Annotated in this window: 10 protein-coding genes; 9 read left to right on the forward strand and 1 reads right to left on the reverse strand. The window is 73.4% G+C overall.

Features of this window, described 5'->3' with window-relative positions:
- Positions 1 to 20: 20 nt before the first annotated feature.
- From eccCb to HUT12_RS03500, 4 genes are all read left to right on the forward strand, one after another.
- Complete coding sequence (eccCb, locus tag HUT12_RS03485; protein WP_131051003.1) at positions 21 to 4,070, forward strand: type VII secretion protein EccCb; 4,050 nt, start codon at positions 21 to 23, stop codon at positions 4,068 to 4,070.
- 577 nt (positions 4,071 to 4,647) lie between these two features.
- The gene (locus tag HUT12_RS03490) at positions 4,648 to 4,935 is read left to right on the forward strand and encodes a YbaB/EbfC family nucleoid-associated protein (protein ID WP_161594869.1); all 288 of its coding nucleotides are present in this window, start codon (positions 4,648 to 4,650) and stop codon (positions 4,933 to 4,935) included.
- A 9-nt stretch (positions 4,936 to 4,944) separates the two neighbouring features.
- Positions 4,945 to 5,646 carry a hypothetical protein gene (locus tag HUT12_RS03495; RefSeq protein WP_176092457.1) on the forward strand — a complete coding sequence of 234 codons (702 nt, stop codon included), beginning with the start codon at positions 4,945 to 4,947 and terminating at the stop codon, positions 5,644 to 5,646.
- Between the two features lie 41 nt (positions 5,647 to 5,687).
- Positions 5,688 to 7,136 (forward strand): hypothetical protein, encoded by a 1,449-nt coding sequence (locus tag HUT12_RS03500; protein ID WP_176092458.1) that lies wholly within the window; start codon positions 5,688 to 5,690, stop codon positions 7,134 to 7,136.
- Between the two features lie 10 nt (positions 7,137 to 7,146).
- On the opposite strand, the gene HUT12_RS03505 is transcribed toward HUT12_RS03500, so the two are convergent.
- Positions 7,147 to 7,845: a response regulator transcription factor gene (locus HUT12_RS03505; RefSeq protein WP_131051007.1), complete on the reverse strand. Its 699-nt coding sequence runs from the start codon at positions 7,843 to 7,845 to the stop codon at positions 7,147 to 7,149.
- A gap of 163 nt (positions 7,846 to 8,008) precedes the next feature.
- On the opposite strand from HUT12_RS03505, the gene HUT12_RS03510 reads away from it, so the two are divergent.
- The 5 genes from HUT12_RS03510 to HUT12_RS03530 all read left to right on the forward strand — a co-directional run bounded on the left by HUT12_RS03510 (position 8,009) and on the right by HUT12_RS03530 (position 17,821).
- Positions 8,009 to 11,251: a hypothetical protein gene (locus HUT12_RS03510; protein WP_176092459.1), complete on the forward strand. Its 3,243-nt coding sequence runs from the start codon at positions 8,009 to 8,011 to the stop codon at positions 11,249 to 11,251.
- A gap of 153 nt (positions 11,252 to 11,404) precedes the next feature.
- On the forward strand, positions 11,405 to 11,959 hold the full coding sequence (locus HUT12_RS03515) for a sigma-70 family RNA polymerase sigma factor (RefSeq protein WP_131055982.1): 555 nt from the start codon (positions 11,405 to 11,407) through the stop codon (positions 11,957 to 11,959).
- A 127-nt stretch (positions 11,960 to 12,086) separates the two neighbouring features.
- Entirely contained in the window at positions 12,087 to 13,670 is a 1,584-nt protein-coding gene (locus tag HUT12_RS03520; RefSeq protein WP_254876707.1) for a S8 family serine peptidase, read from the forward strand.
- Positions 13,671 to 13,677: 7 nt separating this feature from the next.
- Positions 13,678 to 16,419, forward strand: coding sequence for a right-handed parallel beta-helix repeat-containing protein (locus HUT12_RS03525; RefSeq protein ID WP_176092460.1), 2,742 nt, complete (start codon positions 13,678 to 13,680; stop codon positions 16,417 to 16,419).
- Positions 16,420 to 16,444: 25 nt separating this feature from the next.
- Positions 16,445 to 17,821, forward strand: coding sequence for an EsaB/YukD family protein (locus HUT12_RS03530; protein ID WP_176092461.1), 1,377 nt, complete (start codon positions 16,445 to 16,447; stop codon positions 17,819 to 17,821).
- The last annotated feature ends 166 nt before the right edge of the window (positions 17,822 to 17,987 follow it).

Consider the following 17,987-nt stretch of genomic DNA (forward strand, 5'->3'; position numbering starts at 1 on the left):
AACGAGCGGAGCGTGGCCGGATGAGCCGGGTCGCCTTCCACCGTCCGGCCCGTCACATCCTTCCGGCGCTGCCGACGGACCGGATCGTGCTGCCCGTACCCCCCGAGGTGCCGGACGCCTCGACCGGTTCGCACGCCTGGAACCTGGTCCTGCCGCTGATCAGCAGCGTCGGCATGGCCGCGTACATGGTCAGCTTCGGGCAGCCGGCGACCATCATCCTCGGCTCGGTCTTCTTCTTCTCCTCGATCGCCGCCGTCGTCTTCCTCTTCCTCGGACAGCGGCGTACCCGAGGGGTCACGGCCCGCAAACAGCGCCGCCGGTACCGCAGCCACCTGCGGCTCGTGCGGGACCAGGCGCGGCAGAGCGCCAACGCGCAACGCGCCGCCTCCGCGCTCGCCAACCCCGAACCGGCCCGGCTCTGGTCGATCGGCGTCGGCGGCCACCGCGTCTGGGAACGCCGTCGCGACGACGCCGACTTCCTCCAGGTCCGGCTCGGCCGGGGTACGGTCCGACTGACCACCCCGATCGAACTCGACGCGAAGATCGACCCGCTGACCGACTACGACTGGGAGTCGCAGGAGGCCGCCGAACGACTGGTGGAACGACTCGGCGTGGTACCCGAGCAGCCGATGGTGGTCGACATCGGCCGGGCCGGGGTGATCAGCCTGCTCGGCCCACCGCCGGCCACCGCCGAGGTCGCCCGCGCTCTGCTCTGCCAGGTCAGCGTCTTCCACGCGCCGGACGACGTGCTCGTCGCGGTGGAGGCCGGCGGGGACGACCAGTGGCAGTGGGCGAAGTGGCTGCCGCACACCATCGACCCGGAACTGCGCGGCGAGGCGGGGGAGCTGTCGCTGGTCGGGGAGAGCCCCGCCGCGCTCACCGACTACCTGGAGGCCGAACTCCGACGCCGCCTCGACCAGCAGGGCAACCGGCGCCCGACCACCGGCGGACCGACCCTGCCCCGGCTGATCCTGGTGTTCACCAGCTTCGACCCGTTCTCCGAGTGGGGGCGTGGCGAGCTGATGGCCGCCCTGCTGGCCGGGGCCGGTCCGCATCTCGGCATCACGCTCGTCTTCCTGGTCCAGCGCGAGTCCGACGAACCGAGCCGGGTCAACCTGCGGCTGCGGTGTGGAGCGGACGGCCAGCTCACCACGGAGGGCAGGGCGGACCTGGTCGTCACACCCGCCACCGACTGCCACGTCGACCGGGTGAGTCTGGGCATGGCCGAGCTGGTCGCCCGGACCCTGGCACCGCTGCGGCTCAGCGACGAACGGGAGCAGGTCCTCGCCCGCACCGTCTCGCTCACCGAGATGGTGCTCGGCGGTGACCCGATGAACTCCGAGATCACCAGCCGCTGGATCGGTGCCGGTGACCCACGGCTGCTGCGCGCCCCGATCGGCACCGACGGGGACGGCCATCCGCTGGTGCTGGACATCAAGGAGTCGGCGCAGGGCGGCTCCGGCCCGCACGGCCTGATCGTCGGCGCCACCGGCTCAGGCAAGAGCGAGTTGCTGCGGACGCTCGTCACCGGCCTGGCCCTGACCCACCCGCCGGAGCTGCTCAGCTTCGTGCTGATCGACTTCAAGGGCGGCGCCGCCTTCGCCCCGTTGACCGGGCTGCCGCACGTCGCCGGTCTGATCACCAACCTGGCCGACGACGCCGCGATGATCGACCGGGTGCTCGCCGCGTTGATGGGCGAGCAGCAGCGCCGGCAACGCATGCTGCGCGACGCCGGCAACATCGACTCGGTACGCGAGTACCAGAGCCGCCGCGCGGAGGGTGCCGTCGGCACCGACGGTCGTCCGCTCGACCCGCTGCCGTACCTGCTGATCGTGGTGGACGAGTTCGGCGAACTGCTCTCCGGCCGGCCGGACTTCGCCGAGTTGTTCGTGCAGATCGGCCGGGTCGGTCGAAGCCTCGGCATGCACCTGCTGATGGCCACCCAGCGGCTGGAGGAGGGGCGACTGCGGGGCCTGGACTCCCACCTGTCCTACCGCATCTGCCTGCGTACGTTCAGCGCCAGCGAGAGCCGTACGGTGATCGGCACCACCGACGCGTACAACCTGCCGCCGATCCCCGGATCCGCGTACCTCAAGGTGGACGAGTCGATCTACCAGCGGTTCCGGGTAGCGCACGTGTCGGCCGGGTACGTCTCGGCCGAGGAACGCGAACGGGCCAGCGGTGCGAAGCCCCGCAACACCGTCGCGCAGTTCCCGCTGCGGGGATTGACCCGGATGACCGAGGAAGAGCTGGACGAGCCGCCACCGGCAGCGGAGCGGGGCGGCCAGACCGAGCTGGGCATCGTGGTGGACCGGCTCACCTCGATCATCAGCCCGGTGCACCAGGTCTGGCTGCCGCCGTTGCCGAAGGCGCTCGCCCTGGACCACCTGCTCGGCCCGGTCGCCCACCACCCCGGCCGGGGCTACAGCGCGAAGCACTGGCCGATGACCGGCTCGCTGTCCGTGCCCATCGGCCTGCTCGACCTGCCGTTGAAGCAGGAGCAGGAAACGCTGATGATGGACTTCGGCGGGGCACACGGCAACATCGCGATCGTCGGCGCACCGCAGACCGGGCGCAGCACGCTGCTGCGGACCCTGATGCTCGCCGGGATGCTCACCCACAGCCCCGACGAGATGCAGTTCTACTGCGTGGACTTCGGCGGCGGCACGCTGCACACGATGGCCGAGGCGCCGCACGTCGGCTCGGTGGCCGGTCGTAGCGATCGTGACCTGGTCAGCCGGATGATCGTCGAGGTCCGGTCGCTGATCAGCGAACGGGAGCAACTGCTCCGCTCCCTCGGTCTGGACTCCATCGCCGACCTGCGGGACCTTCGCCGCGCCGGCAAACTGCCCGAGGGCGTACGCGCCGCCGACGTCTTCCTCTTCGTCGACAACTGGGGCGCGCTACGGACCGAGTTCGACTGGGCCGACCCGGTCATCAACGAGATCGCGGCCCGTGGACTCGGCGTGGGCGTACACCTGATCATCACCACCGGCCGGTGGAACGACATCCGCCCCGCCCTGCGGGACAGCATCGGCACCCGGATCGAGTTGCGCCTCAACGACCCCGCCGAGTCCGAGGTGAACCGTCGGCTCGCCGCCCGGGTGCCGGCGAAGGTGCCCGGCCGGGGGCTGAGCCTGCCGGGCGTCTACTTCCAGCTCGTCCTGCCCCGGATGGACGGCCAGGACAGCATCGACGGTCTACGCGCGGCCCAGCAGGACGTACTCGGAAAGATCGCCGCCGGGTGGTCCGGCCCCCCGGCCCCACCGGTACGCCTGCTTCCGGCACGGATCGACGCCGCCGAGGTACCCGCGCCGCCGGACGCCGCCCCGACCGCCGTACCCATCGGTATCGGCGAGTCCGACCTGAAGCCGGTGACCGTCGACCTGATCCGCGACGACCCGCACTTCCTCGTCTTCGGTGATGCCGGCTCCGGCAAGTCGACGGCCCTGCGTACCTGGCTGGCGGCGCTCTGCGCGCGCCAGTCCGCCTGGGACGCGCGGGTGGTGCTGCTCGATGCCCGGCTCTCCCTGCTCGACGCCGTGCCGCAGGACCACCTGGCCGCCTACGCCGGCGACCCGGACACCGCCAGCGCCTACGTCCAGCAGGTGGTCGCGAAGCTCACCGAGCGGCTGCCACCGGCCGGCATCAGCCCGCAGCGGCTACGCCAGCGGGACTGGTGGGAGGGGCCGGACATCTACGTGGTGGCCGACGACTACGACCTGCTGCCCACCGGCTCCGCGGCCCCGCTCGCCCCGCTGTCCCGCTTCCTGCCGCAGGCCCGCGACATCGGCCTGCACCTGGTGCTCGCCCGCCGGGTCAGCGGCATGGCCCGCGCCATGGCCGACCCGCTGCTCAACCGGGTCAAGGAGATGGGCTGTAGTGGCCTGATCCTCTCCGGCGACAGCCGAGAGGGCGTCGTGCTGGGCAACGAGCGTGCCGCCGCCCGCCCACCCGGCCGAGGAAGCCTCGTCGAGCGGTCCCAACCGGGCCGACTGATCCAGGTCGCGCTCCCGCCGCCCGTCCCGGAGACACCCGAGCAGGACGGTCCCGACACCGCCCCGGCGTGACCGCCCCGGCGTGACCGCCCCGGTGTGACGTGGACGGCGTGGGAGGGCCGGCGTGACGTGGACGCGTGGATTTGCCGGGTATCGGCAGCCACGACCGTCGGCCGGCGACGACGAGCACGGGCTCACGGTCCGTCTCGGGGCCTGTCGAGCTGATAGCGGCAACGAATCACCCTGCCCGACGGCGTGAACGGTTCAGCTCGACAGGGCGACACCCGAAGTAGACGTGGCGCGCGAAGTAGACGTGGCGCGGCGGTGGCCGAATATCTGCTTCAACGGCGGGCAATTCGCCGGATGTGTTGCGTGGAGTGAAGCAGAGCAGAGGCGGCACACCGGTGGGTACGGACGAGAGCCGGGGAAGGGGAGGGGTGGCGTCCCCATTACGGGACGTCGGCATAGCCCCCGTATGAGCGTGCGGTGCCACGCCCTGCCGGGGTGGGTGCCGGATGAGGGACTACCGGCTGCTCCGTGTGTCCTGCGAGGCTGGGGCCATCGTCGCCGACGGCCGTGCGCGGTCGTCCGGAGGCGGATCGGCGAGGGAGGGGTTGCTGTGGTCAGCGGGCAGGCGGATTTCAGCGAGATGTTGGCTCGGACCCAGGCGCTTGAGCACGAGGTCGCCGAGCTGGCGCAGTCGATGAGCAACTCCGAGGTGGTCGGGTCGGCGGCCGGCGGGGGCGTGACGGTCACGTTGGCCGACAGCGAGTTCCAGGCGGTGTACATCGACCCGCGCGTGATGGAGACCTGCGACGCGGACGAACTGGCCGACCTGGTGCTGGCGGCGCTGCGGGACGGGACCGAGCAGTTGCGCGTGCAGGCTGCCGAGCGGATGACGCTACTGACCGAGTCGATCAGCAGGCTGGCCGGGTAACAACCGATCGTGGACCCCACCGAGGCGACGCAGACGCCGGCCCGGCGGGCGGTGCGGTGGCGGTCGGACTTCGTCACCGCGTTCGTCGAGCACGCCGGGTCGAAGCCGGCCAGCGACCGGTTGTCGGTCAGGCTACCGACGCTGATCACGGTAACCGCGGTGTGCATGCTGATCTCCCTGGTGGTGGGGATCTTCTGGCAGCTCATCAGCCCACGATCCAAGGCCGGTGCGGCGGACCCGGGCTACGTCGCGACGGCGGGCTGGGGCTGCGACACCACCAACGACCACGGGTTCGACGTGCAGGGACGGACCGACCAGTGGCGTACGGTGGCCGACGGCGGATGGTCCGAGGGCGGCTGTCGGGGTACCTTCCAGACACTGCCGATCAGCAACGACGCCGACCAGTCGGTCCAGTGGTGGTTCGTCCCGTCCACCGGCGGGCAGTGCCGAGTCGAGGTGTACGTGCCGCGTGGCACGTCCGGCGCCGGCACCTGGGTGACCAGCGTCCGCTACGAGGTGCTGGCCGGTCGCGGCGGCGCCGCGTACGCCGAGTTCGAGATGAACCAGGCGCAGAACACCGGGCGGTGGGTGGACGTCGGCGCGTTCCCGCTGCGCACCAACGAGTTGGCGGTACGCGTGACGGCGCGGGCGGCGGGCGAGGCCGACGCGCGACTCGCGGTCTCCGCCGTACGTGCCACCTGCGGCCGGTGACGGCCGCCGGCAGGTAGTGAGCCGGAAGAGGGAGGGGAACAGTGCGAGGGCTGCGCCGGATCGTCGTGGTGTGCCTGACCGCCCTGGCCGTGCTCGGGCCGGTCGGGCCGGTCCACGCCGCCCCGGCCGACACGCCGGCCGGCTCCAAGTACTACGTCGTCGGTGAACCGATCGCCGGCCAGCGCGAGTCGCTGTACGAGATCTCGGCCCGGACCCTCGGCACCGGCCGGCGGCACCTGGAGATCTTCGAGTTGACCAAAGGCCGTCCGCAGCCGGACGGTGGGCAGCTCACCGACCCGATGGTCCTGAAACCCGGCTGGGTGCTGACGCTGCCCGCCGACGCCAGCGGTCCCGGCGTCTACGACGAGTACCCGGTGGCGACGCAGGCGGCCCCGCCCGCGCCCCGGGACCTGTCGACTCCGGGACGGCAGGGCGCCCCCGTCTTCGAGGCCATCGGGGTGTTCGCGGCCGTCATGTTGTTCGCGGTGGCGGTGGCGGTGCTCCGCGGTGGGCGTGGTGCGCGCGGCGCCACGGCACCGGCGGTGTCCGCCGCCCCGCCACCCCTGTCGGACCCGCCGCCGCTCTCCGACCCGCCCGCGCCGTCGGACGCGCCACCCGTACCCGGTCACCCGGCCCGGCCCGGCCCGCCGCCGACCGACGCCGAGCGCGAGCTGGTGCTGGCCGGGGCGCACTCCTCCGCACCGCCGGTCGTGGACCCGTATCCGGCGACCGCCACGTCACGGGCCGCGTACCTCCCGCCGACGGCGCCCGAGCGACCGGTGGCACCGGAACGGCCGACCGCACCCGAACGACCGGCGCGACCGTCGCTCGCCGGCCGTCTACGGCCGGTGGGGCCGCCCTCTCCGGAACTACCGCGCCGGACGCCGTCGCCGTCCCCGGTACCACCCCTGCCGGAGCCGTCCGCCGGGCCGCGTCGACCGGAGGTCGCTGACGACGCCACCGAGCTCAGCGCCGACCTGCGGGCCGAAGGGCTCAAGCTGAGTGTCTCCCTGAACGGGGCCCGGGACGGGGCGGCAGCGCCGTTCGGCTGGTACGGCCCGGGTGAGGCACCGCCGGCCGCCACCATGCCGCTGCTGCTCGGCGACCGCGACGGCTGGCGGCTCTATGTCGACCTGGTCCGCTGCCCGGACGTGCTGACCGTCGCCGGCAACCTGCCCGACGGGCAGCGCTACGCGCGCCGGCTGATCCGGCAGGCCCTGGCCGACGGCAACGAGGTGACCGTGGTCGGGGACGTCCTCGGCGAGTCGCTGCCGAACGGATGCAGCCGGGTGGCACAACTGTCCGACGTGGAGCCGTCGCCGACTCCGGGCATCGTGATCTGCGCCCGGCTCGCCAACGGCGACGGACGGGTGGCCCGCGAGCTGCGTACGGCCGGAGTGCAGGTGCCGGTGGTGCTCGGTGAGGTGACGCCGTCGCGCTGGTCGATCTCGGTGCGGCCGACGGAGGAGCCCGGTGTCGAGCTGTCGTGAGTGGAGTGGACTACGATGCGGCGCGCCAGCCGTGCGACAGGTGCCCGTGGGTCAGCCGACCGTGCGTCACGCGTCCCTGGGTCACGTGACCCAACTCGATCGCCATCCGGGTCAGCTCCGCCTTGTTCGTCACGTTGAGCTTGGCCCGGATCCGCTTGGCGTACGTGTTCACGGTCGCCTGGGACAGCCCCATCCGGGTGGCGATCTGCGCATGGGTGAGCCCGAGCGCGATCCAGCGCAGCGTCTCCACCTCGCGCGGGGCCAGTCCGTTCTCGTCGGCGTCCGCCGGGCGCGACAGATCGGCCGCGAACCGGTCGGCCAGTTCCGCGCCGATGTGCAGCCCACCGGTGGCGACCACGCGCAACGCCAGGCGTACGTCGGGTTGCTCGGCGTACCGGGTGATCACGCCTCGGGCCCCGGCCCGGACGGCGGAGAGCAGGCCCGGCGGCTGTTCCCAGGTGGCGCAGACCAGCGGGGCGCCACGGGTGGCGAGTTTCCCGATCAGCTCCAGCACGCTCGCGCCGGGCAGCGCCGGCAGGTCGATGAAGATCACCCGGTAGTCGGCCGGTCCGGCCTGCTCCAACTCGCCGACCGAGCCGACCGAGGGGCCGAGCGCGAGGCCCGGCTCGTCCTGCACCAGCCGCTCCATCCCGACCCGCGACAACGGCTGGTCGCAGACGATCGCGACCGTACCCAGATCCTGTTCCATCGCCGTACCCCTTCTCTGCCCGGTGCATCACACGACGGACGCGGGACTCGCCGTGTTCAGTGCGGTGATGGCGGGGACTCGCCGACCTCGGATTGAGAAAACCAGGTACCGCCGTCCGTTGAGAGGACGTGCAAGGGGGGACATCGAGGAACGGACGAGCGTCATGACCGGCAGGCCGCCGCCGACACCGGCTGCCCGGGCGCGCCCGGAGCACCGGCGCATCGACGGGCTCTACGACATCTGGCTGCGTACCGGCCCGGACGGGCTGCCGGTCGCGCTGCGGGGCAGCGGGACGCCGCTCGACGCCGGACAACTCGCCGACCTGGTCCGCCGGGGCGGTGGGGCGGGCGACGACGTCCGGATCATGATGGACGGTGGCGAGGAACACGCGGAGGTCTTCGCCGAGCTGGCCGGGATCCTCGGGCGGGACGTGCTGATCAGCCCGGCCGGCAGCATGTTGCGGTACGACGGGGACCGCGAGCCGGAGCCCAGCCTGGTGGACGCCCGGACCGGGCGGCCGGCGGAGTGGCTCGTCGTCCAGCCCCCGGCGATGGCCACCGGGCTGCCCGGTTGGTACGAGACGACCGGCGGCGTGCTGCGGCCCCGGTCCGGTGTCGTCGCCGCGCCGCTGCCCGGCGGGCTGACGCTCGCCACCCGGGCCGACTTCGTGGCCCGCCGGGCCGCTGCGGTGGACCTGGCCCCGGGTCACCCGGAACTGACCACGATCGGGGTGTCCGTCCGGGGCGGCGGCTTCGTGGTCGGCGACTACACCGGCTCCTACCAGGTGACCGGTGGGCGTCAGCTCGCCGCCGCCCTGTCGGACGTGCCGCTCTACGGCAGTGAGATCCGGATGTGGCTGCACTGGCCCTCCGACCCGGACGAGCGGCAGCGGCTGCACGCCAACCTGGCCGCGTTCGCGGACAACACCGGGGCGATCGTGTGGGCCCCGGAGCGTACCGCCGCCCTGGAGATCCTGGAGAGTTGCCAGGACCTGAGCGCGGTGGACCGCGCCGGCGGTCCGGCCGAGTGGCGTACCTACCTGCCGCCGATGGCCGCCTCACCGCGCTTCGAACCGGACCAGGACGGTCGGTTGTCCCCGGCCGGGCGGATGGTCGTCACCCCCTATCCGGGTGCGCCCCTGGTCAGCGTCGCGCCCGCGCGCCAGCGGGCGATGAACTCGCGGTACAGCAGCCTGCGGGCCCAGCACGGGCTGTTCCGGATCGATCTGACCATCCTCAACGACGGTCGGTGGGCGGTGCAGTACGCCGACTCCGGGCCGCACGCGCTCGGGCCACGGGTGCTGCAACGGATGCTGCGCACGGCCGGCTGGCAGGGCGAGGACCTGCTGCTGCTGGCGAGCTATCCGGCCTCCGCCGAGGCGGGGGTCCGCCGCTACGGCAGCCGGCTGGTGGAAGGACTCCGCGCCGAGGTGTGGGTGCTGCCGCCGGAGGCCGCGTTCGACAGCGTCGACGGTACGGCCCGCGCCGTCGACGAGCGGGGCCGTCCAGTGGACTGGCAGCGCCTCGACCTGGACGACTCGCAGCGACGCTGGCAGAGCGACGACGGCGTGCTGGTGACGGCCGAGAGCAGCAGCCGTCCGGCCGGCACCGATCGTGTCGCCGGCACCGATCGCATTGCCGTCACCGGCCGTTCGGCCGACGCCCCTTCCCGCGCGCCGGAGAGCATCGCCGCTGTCCCGGACAGCGCTGAGCGGAGCACCGCGTCCGAGGCGACGCCCTCGATCGACCGGCAGCAGGCGGGGGAGCCCGCTCTGTCCACCTCGCCCTCGGCGTCCGACGTCCGGGCGTACCCGGGGTCGCCGTGGACGGGACGCCCTGCGGCGGCGACGTCCGGCCCGGTGTCCCCGGTCCCGGTGCACGCGGTCCTGCCGCTGCCCGCGCCGACGTCCCCGGCCCCGCCTCCGGCCCCGGCGGCGTCACCGTTCCGACCGGCACCGCCGCGACCGGCTCCGGCTGCGCCGGATTCGACGGCCGTGGCCCCCTCGTCGCCGATCGTGCCCTCTACGGCCCCCGCGTCGCCTCCCCCGTCGCCGGTGGTCCCGCTGTCTCCGGCCGCCTCGCCGGTGGTTCCTCCGTCCCCGGCCGCCCAGGCGGGTGCCCCTTCGTCGACCGCCGCGCCCACCGGGGCGGACTCCTATCCGGAGCGGTCCTCGCCCGTGCCGCCGCTTCCACCGCAGGCACGGGCGGGGGGCTGGGCCCAGCCCAATCGGACCGAGCCGAGGCGCGTCGAGCGGCAGGTCGGGCCACCGCGACCGGTGGTCGGGCCGGCGGCGGGCCCGCGTCCGATCGCCGGGCCGGCGCCGACGACCCGGCCGGAGGAGAGCACCGCTCCCGCTCCGACTTCCGACCCTGGGGTCGGCTACGAGCAGGGACTGCCCTCCACCGCCGGTCCGGCCCGGGATCCCCGCTCCGACGCCGGTCCCCGCTCCGACGCCGGGGGGCGTCCCGACCGCCCCGCCCCGCCGGGTGGGCCCGAGCTTCCGGTCAGTGCCGCGCCCCGGCTCGGCACCGTCCGGCGGCCCGTCGCGCACGCGATCTACTGGATCGCCGAGCGCCCGACGGTCAACGCCGAGCCGGTCGAGCTGTACGTCGTCGCCGGCTGTTCGCCCACCGACGCCACCGGCACCGGCGCACCCACCCCGAACCTGTTCCTGGTCGGCACGCTCCGCCCGCCGGTGCCCGCCGCGCTGCGGGCGGACGAACACCTGCTGCGGGTACGCGTCCTCGCCGGTGGCGCGGTGGACATGTCCTCGATCACCGTGCACGAGCCACCGGCCCTGCACGAGCTGCTCGTCGACCGGGACGAGTCGTACCTGCTCCCGGGGGGTCTGCTGGGCCGTACCGAGCTCGTCGCCGGTTACGGCGTCGACGCCTCCGGGCGGTACGTGGAGCAGCCGGTCGCCCCGGCGACTCCACCGCTGGCGATGCGCTGCACCGGCGCCGGGCACGGCATCGAGGGGTTGCCGGCCGACCTGCCCCGCTGGCCGTACGAGGCCGAGGCGTTCGCCTATGCGCTGGTGCGCGACCCCGAGGCCACGACCCGTAGTCAGGGCCTGGTGCTGTTGCGCAACCGGCCGCGTGCCCGTCGGGGGCGGCTGCTGGTGCAGGTGCGGGTGCCGTGGCGGTGCGCCGTCGACGTGCGCGCGACCGTGGCGCAGATCGGCGACCTGCCGCAGATCCACTCGACGGCCGGATCGATGCTGGAGGCCGGCGTGAGTCTGTTGCTGCCACGCGAGGCGAACGAGCAGGTCGAGGTCGTACGGCTGCTCTCGGCGGGCCGGCTCGGCTGGCGGACGGTGGGTGAGCCGGAGATGTCGCTGGCCGACTTCCTCGCCAGCCGGGCCGATGCCACGACCCGGCCGGGCAGCACCGCCCCGACCCGGTAGGGGTAGCGCCGTCCCGACCCGGCCGGACTGCGCCGCCGGGACCAGACCTGGGCCCCACTGAGTCCTTCGGCTCACGCCGCCCGCGGCCCGGATCACTAGCGTCCCGTTTGAGCGGTGCTGGGGAAAGGTCCGGTCCTGGGGAGGGCTGCAACGATGGGTGCCAACGTGGGTGTGCAGGAGCGCGTCGAGGCGGATGCCGACCTCGATCACCGGATGCGTCGCGTCTTCGCGGCGAACGCCCAGCCGTTGTACTACTACCTTCTCCGGCTGACCCGGGGACAGGGCCAACTCGCCGAGGACCTGTTGCAGGAGACCATGCTGCGGGCCTGGTCCCGGCTGAGCGAACTGCCCGCCGACGACGCCACGATCCGCCGGTGGCTGTTCATCGTGGCGCGGAACCTCTCGATCGACGTGGCCCGCGCCCGGGCCGCCCGACCGACCGAGGTCTACGGGATGGACGTGACCTGGGCCCACTCGCCGGACGACGAGTTCGACGGCCTGCTCGACCGGTTCGCCCTGGCAGACGTGCTGCGCAAGCTCACCCCGGAACACCGGGCGGTGCTGGTCGAGCTCTACTACGGCGACGTGACGGTGGCCGAGGCGGCGGCCCGGATCGGCATCCCGGAGGGGACCGTGCGGTCGCGGTCGTTCTACGCTCTGCGCGCCGCCCGGGGCATCATCGGGGAGCCCGCCGAACTGGCGGCGTGACCGCCAAACTCCCGACGCGGCGGCTGAACGACACGGCCGCCGGGACCGTCGTGGAGTCGTGAGTCCGCACCGGGACGGGCACGACGAGGGGGCGAGGGAGATGTTGGTCAGCCGGTACCCGTCACGGGTGGGACGGTATGTGGTGGTGGTGCTCGGCGTACTGCTGGCCGCGCTGCCCGTCCTCCCGGCCCGCGCCCAGGCCGCACCGTACGTGAAGTACTACACGGTGGAGTCCACCTACGTGGGCAAGCCGGAGGGCCTGCGTGACATCGCCGAGCGCTTCCTCGGCAGCCGGGACCGCGCGGAGGAGATCTTCAACCTGAACGTCGGCCGGGCGCAGTCCGGCGGCGGCGCCCTCACCGACCCGAGTCAGCTGCGCGCCGGTTGGCAGCTCGTGCTGCCGTGGGACGCGGTCGGCAGCGGGGTCGAGTACGGCTCGCTGCCGTCTCCGGCACCCCCGAGCACCCGTTCACCGTCACCGGGAGCGTCCGCCGCGCCACCTGCCGGTACTCCGTTGATCCGCCCCACCATCGGCTCCAGCCCCAGCCCCAGCCCGAGCCCGAGCCCGAGCGGCACCAAGAACTCCGGTGCCGGGGGCGCCAAGTGCGGATCGGCCGCGAAGCGCGGTGACAAGGACCGCGCGGACTGGGCGGAGCGGCGCATGTCGCCGGAGCGGGCGTGGTCCCGCAGCCGTGGCGAGGGCCAGATGATCGCGATCGTGGACTCCGGGGTGGACGGCAGCCTCGCCGAGTTGCGGGGCCGGGTCACCCAGGGCATGGACGTGGTGGCCGGCAGCGGCCGGGGCGACGTCGACTGCCTCGGCACCGGCACCGCGATGGCCGGTATCGCCATCGCCCAGTCCGGCTCGAAGCGCACGGTGACGGGGGTGGCTCCGGAGGCGACCGTGATGCCGATCCGGGTGGTCACCACCAAGGCCGAGGCGCAGCCGGCGGACCAGGCGGCCGGCATCGAGGTGGCGGTGGCCGCCGGTGCCACCGTGATCGCGCTCGGGTCGTACGTGGACCCCAACGTCCCGGCCGTCGCCGAGGCGATCGCCACCGCCGTCAAGCACGACATCGTGGTGGTGTCCGCCGCCGACCTGGAGTCGAGCGACCCGGAGTCGGGGCTGCCGGAGCAGGGCATGTTGCGGGTCGGTGGCATCGGCGGGGACGGCAAGATGGCGGACAGTTACCGCGCCGGCGGGGTGGACGTCGTCGCCCCCGGCGTGGACGTGGCCAGCCTCGGCATCGGCGGAGCGGGTGACTTCGTCGGCAGCGGCACCCAGTACGCGGTCGCCTACACGGCCGGCCAGGCCGCCCTGGTGCGCTCCGCGTACCCGAACCTCTCGGCCGCTCAGGTGACCGAACGGATCCGGAGCACGGCCAGCCGGACCGCCGACACCCCGGAGGACCCCGCCTCCTACGGCGACGGCGTCATCGACCCGTTCACCTCGGTGAGCGCCGCGATGGAGAACGACGGAGGGGCGGCTGCCCCGAACGGCCCGTCCGCCGATGACGGCGGATCGTCGACCAGCGGTGGCCAGGTGGCGATCTTCGTGCTCATCGGCCTGGTGCTGGTGGCCGTGACGGTGCTGTCGGTGTTCCGGCTGCGTACCGTGCTGCGCTCCGACGACCGCAAGGATCCCGAACCGGAGTTCGACCCGCCCGCGAACCGTCCGACCGACCACTCCGATCCACAGCGGTTGAGGTGATCGCCCAGTGACGGGGCAGCCCGCGGTCTCCACCCCGACCAGCGCACCGTCCGGCCGGATCGAACGGGTCTCCACCCGCCCGTGGAGTCGGCACCGCACCATCTCCTCGGCGATCCGGGCAGCCCGCGACGGCGGGGTGGTGTCGGTGGTGGCCGGGGTGTACCGCGAGTCGTTGACCGTCGACAAGTCCGTCACGCTGGTGGCCGAGAACGACGGTGGCGCGGTCGAACTGGTCGCGCCGCACGGGCCGGCGCTCGCCGTACGGTCCGGGTCGGCCACGATCCGCGGGTTCGTGTTGAGCGGCTCCGGTGCCGTGGTGGTCGCCGCCACCGGCCGGATCGCGTTGGAGTCGACCACGGTCACCGGGGGCGCGGTCCAGGTCAGCGGGGACGCGTCGGCGACGCTGCGGGACTGCGCCATCCTGCGTACCGGGGCGGCACCCGGGCTCATCGTCGCCGACCAGGCGACGCTGGAGGGCACCTCGGTCGAGGTGACGGAGACCGGCGGCGCCGCCGTCGAGGCCGCCGGAAGCGCCCAGGTCACCCTGGTCGACAGCCGGATGGGCAGCGTCGGCGGTGGCGCGCTGGTGGCGGAGAACGCCACGCTGACGCTCACCCGCTGCGAGATCGGGCCCAGCGGCGGCGTGGGCGTCGAGGTCAGCGGCGGTGGGCAGGCCCGGCTGACCGACTGCCAACTGCACGACCTGGCGGCCGAGGGCATCCGGATCAGCGGCAGTGCGACGTTCGGCCCGGACTGGTGGCCGCCGCTGCGGCCGGAACACGCCGGGACGCCGGGCGCCGGGGAGACCGGCGAGACCGGTGGGGTGCTCGTTCGGCGGTGCACGATCAGCCGCGCGGCCTCCGCCGGGGTGCTCCTCGCCGGGTACGGCCACCTGCACCTGGACGAGTCCACGGTGGACGCCGCGCGGGGTCCCGGCGTGCTGGCCGGTGGCGACAGCCGGCTCTCGATGGCCGGCAGCCGGATCAACCAGGCCGGTCAGACCGCGCTCGCGGTCCGGGAACGCGCCGAGGTCCGCCTCACCGACGGTGCCTTCGCCGACTCGGCCGCCAACGGGCTCTACGCCGCCGACGACGGGCGGATCCTGATGCACGGCTGCGAGATGCGGCGCTCCGAGTACAGCGCGGTGCACCTCACCGGCACGGCCAGCGCCGCGCTGGTCGAGTGCACGATCGCCGACACCCCCGAGTTCGGGGTACGCGCCTCCGACCGCGCCCTGCTGCGGGTGGAGGGCGGCACGATCACCGGCGCGGGACTCGGCGGGGTGCAGATCGACGGTGGCGCCGACGCCGAGTTGCGTGGACTGACCGTCAGCGACTCCCGGGCCGGCGTACGCGTGGACACCCCGCACCGGCCGCTGCTGACCGACTGCGAGGTCCGCGACGTCGAGCAGACCGGGATCGAGGTCGCCCCGCACGCCGCGCTGCTGGCCCGGAACTGCCGGATCGCCTCCTGTGGCGCGGCCGGGGTGCTCGTCGACGCGTACGCCACGCCGACGCTCGAAGAGTGCGAGATCACCGACATCGGCGGCAGCGGACTGGTGCTCTGGGAGGGCGCCGCACCGATGATCCGCAGCCTGACCGTGCGGGAGTGCCGCAAGAACGGCGTGTACGTCGGTGACGGTGCGCACGGCACCCTGACCGACTGCGACATCTCCCGGACCGACTACCCGGCCGTGCACGTCGGCGTGGACGCCGATCCGGCGTTGCTGCGCTGCCACGTGCACGACGCCGGGGCCGACGTCGACCAGACCGACCAGGGCCGGGCGACCTTCGAGGAGTGCTGGAGCACCGACGTCGCCGAGGCGACCCTGCCGACCGAACCCGTCGCCGCCCGCGCGGTGCCGGCCGGTGCCGGTCCGCGCCGCGCCGCCGCCGTGCCCCGAGCCGGTGCCACCAGCAAGGTGCCGGAGTTGGCCGACCTGCTCGGCCAGCTCGACGACCTGGTCGGGATGGCCCGGGTCAAGCGGGACGTGGGCACCATGGTCAAGCTGGTGCAGACCGTCAAGCGCCGTCGGGAGGCCGGTCTCGCGCCGCCGCCGATGTCCCGGCACCTGGTCTTCGCCGGTAATCCCGGCACCGGCAAGACCACCGTGGCCCGGCTCTACGGGCAGTTGCTCGCCGCGCTCGGCATGCTCGAACGCGGACATCTGATCGAGGTCGACCGGGGCACGCTGGTCGGTGAGTACGTGGGACACACCGCCCCGAAGACCCAGGCGGCCTTCCGCAAGGCCCTCGGCGGTGTGCTCTTCATCGACGAGGCGTACGCCCTGGTGCCCACCGGTGGCGGCACCGACTTCGGCCAGGAGGCGATCTCGACGCTGGTCAAGCTGATGGAGGACCACCGGGACGAGGTGGTGGTGATCGTCGCCGGCTACCCGGACGAGATGCGGCAGTTCGTCGCGGCCAACCCGGGCCTCTCCTCCCGCTTCTCCCGCACGCTGACCTTCGAGGACTACTCGTCGGTCGAACTGGTCCAGATCGTGGAGAAGCAGGCGAGCCGGCACCAGTACCACGTCGCGGAGAACGGCCGTGCCGCGCTGCTCAGCTACTTCGACGGCGTCCTGCGGGGCGAGGGCTTCGGCAACGGCCGGTTCGCCCGCAAGGTCTTCCAGATGATGACCGAGCGGCACGCCGCACGGATCGCCGAGATGGACGCGCCCAGCACCGCCGAGCTGAGCACTCTGGAGGCCGACGACCTGCACGTGGACGACCTGGAGGTGGCCGGATGACACGGCTCGGGTGCAGGGAGGACCGATGAGCGGCGAACGGAGCCGGATCACGGTGGTCGGCACCCGCCGCCGGTTGGACGTGTCGGTGCCCTCCGGGGCACCGGTCGGCGAGTACTCGGCCCGCCTGGCCGAGATGTGCGGCCAGGACCGGGCCGACGTGCTTCCACCGGCCTGGTCCCTGGCCCCCGCCGGCCACCCGCCGCTGCCGCTGGACGCCACCCTGCTCGACGTCGGCGTGGTCGACGGCCAGGTGTTGTACCTCCGCGACGCCGCTCAGGAGCCGAACGACGCGCCACTGGTGGAGGAGATCGAGGAACTCGTCGCCGACGAGACCCACCGGCATCGCCAGCAGCGGCTCCGGGGCGGGACGATCGTCCTGAGCCTGGGTCTGCTCTGGACGACGGTGGCCGCGATCACGGCCGGACTCCGGTTCGAGGGCGGTGCCGGCACCGCCGCGGGGCTCGTCCTGGCCGGGCTGGGTCTGCTCGCCGGAGCGTGGAGCCTCACCCAGCACCGCGAGGTGGTGCCGGACTGGTTGCGGATGGCGGTCGCGTTGACCTCGGTGCCGTGTCTGGCGGCGGCCGGCATGCTGGTGACCCGGGTGTTGGGCGTGACGGCGTACCGCTGGGACGGTGCGGTGTTCGGCGCCTGCCTGGCCGCGCTGATGGCGCTGGTGGTCATCCCGACCGCCGCGTTGGTCGTGGTGCAGTTGCACCTGACCGTCGGCCTGGCGTTGGTGTCCCTGATCCGGGCGCTGGACACCGACCGCGCCGGTGCCGCCGCGGTGGTCACCGTGACGGCGATGGGGATCATCGCGGTGGCCCGACGGATCGCCGCCACCGTGGCGTCCTGGGGACAACGCCGACCGCCTGACCAGTCGGCTGCCCTGCCGGTCACGATCGGGCTGGTCGACCGCTCCCACCGCCTGCTCTCGGTGGTGCTCGTCGGTCCGGCGCTGGCGCTGACCGCCGCGCTTCCGGTGCTGGCCTCCAACGGCGGCTGGGCGGTCGCGTTGACCGCGGTGGCCAGCATCGCCCTGATGGCCCGCTGCCGGCTGGTGGCGTTCTCCGCCGAACTGCTCCTGCTCGGCATCGCCGCACTGGTCGGCTGTTTCAGCCTGATCCTCGCGGTCGTCGGGATGCTCGGCGCGGGCCCCGGCGCGACCCTGGTCGTGCTCGTGCTGGCCGGGCTCGGCGTCGCCGGAGCCGGGGTGGCGCTGAGCCTGCTGCGCCCCTCGTCACCCGAGCCGCCACGCGACGGGCCGATGGTGCACCCCTCGGCCCGGCGCCGCAGCCGGGCCGAGGTGTTCGGGGTGATCACCAGTCTGCTCATGGTGCCGTTGGCGCTGGGCGTGCTCGGCGCGTTCCGACACATGGTCGAGGTGGGTCGCAGCATCTTCTGACCCCCGGGGGGGGACGGGACCACGGCCCGAATGGGGACTTTCGGGCATCCCGCTTAGGGGTGCCATGGTGTACGACGGGTGCGGCGTGCCGCGGTGGCGGCGACCCGCATGAAGTGGCGACAAGGCGAGGTATCAGGTGCCCGGCGGCGACGGTTGCAAGGAGATC

The sequence above is a fragment of the Verrucosispora sp. NA02020 genome, assembly GCF_013364215.1.
Classification (GTDB): domain Bacteria; phylum Actinomycetota; class Actinomycetes; order Mycobacteriales; family Micromonosporaceae; genus Micromonospora.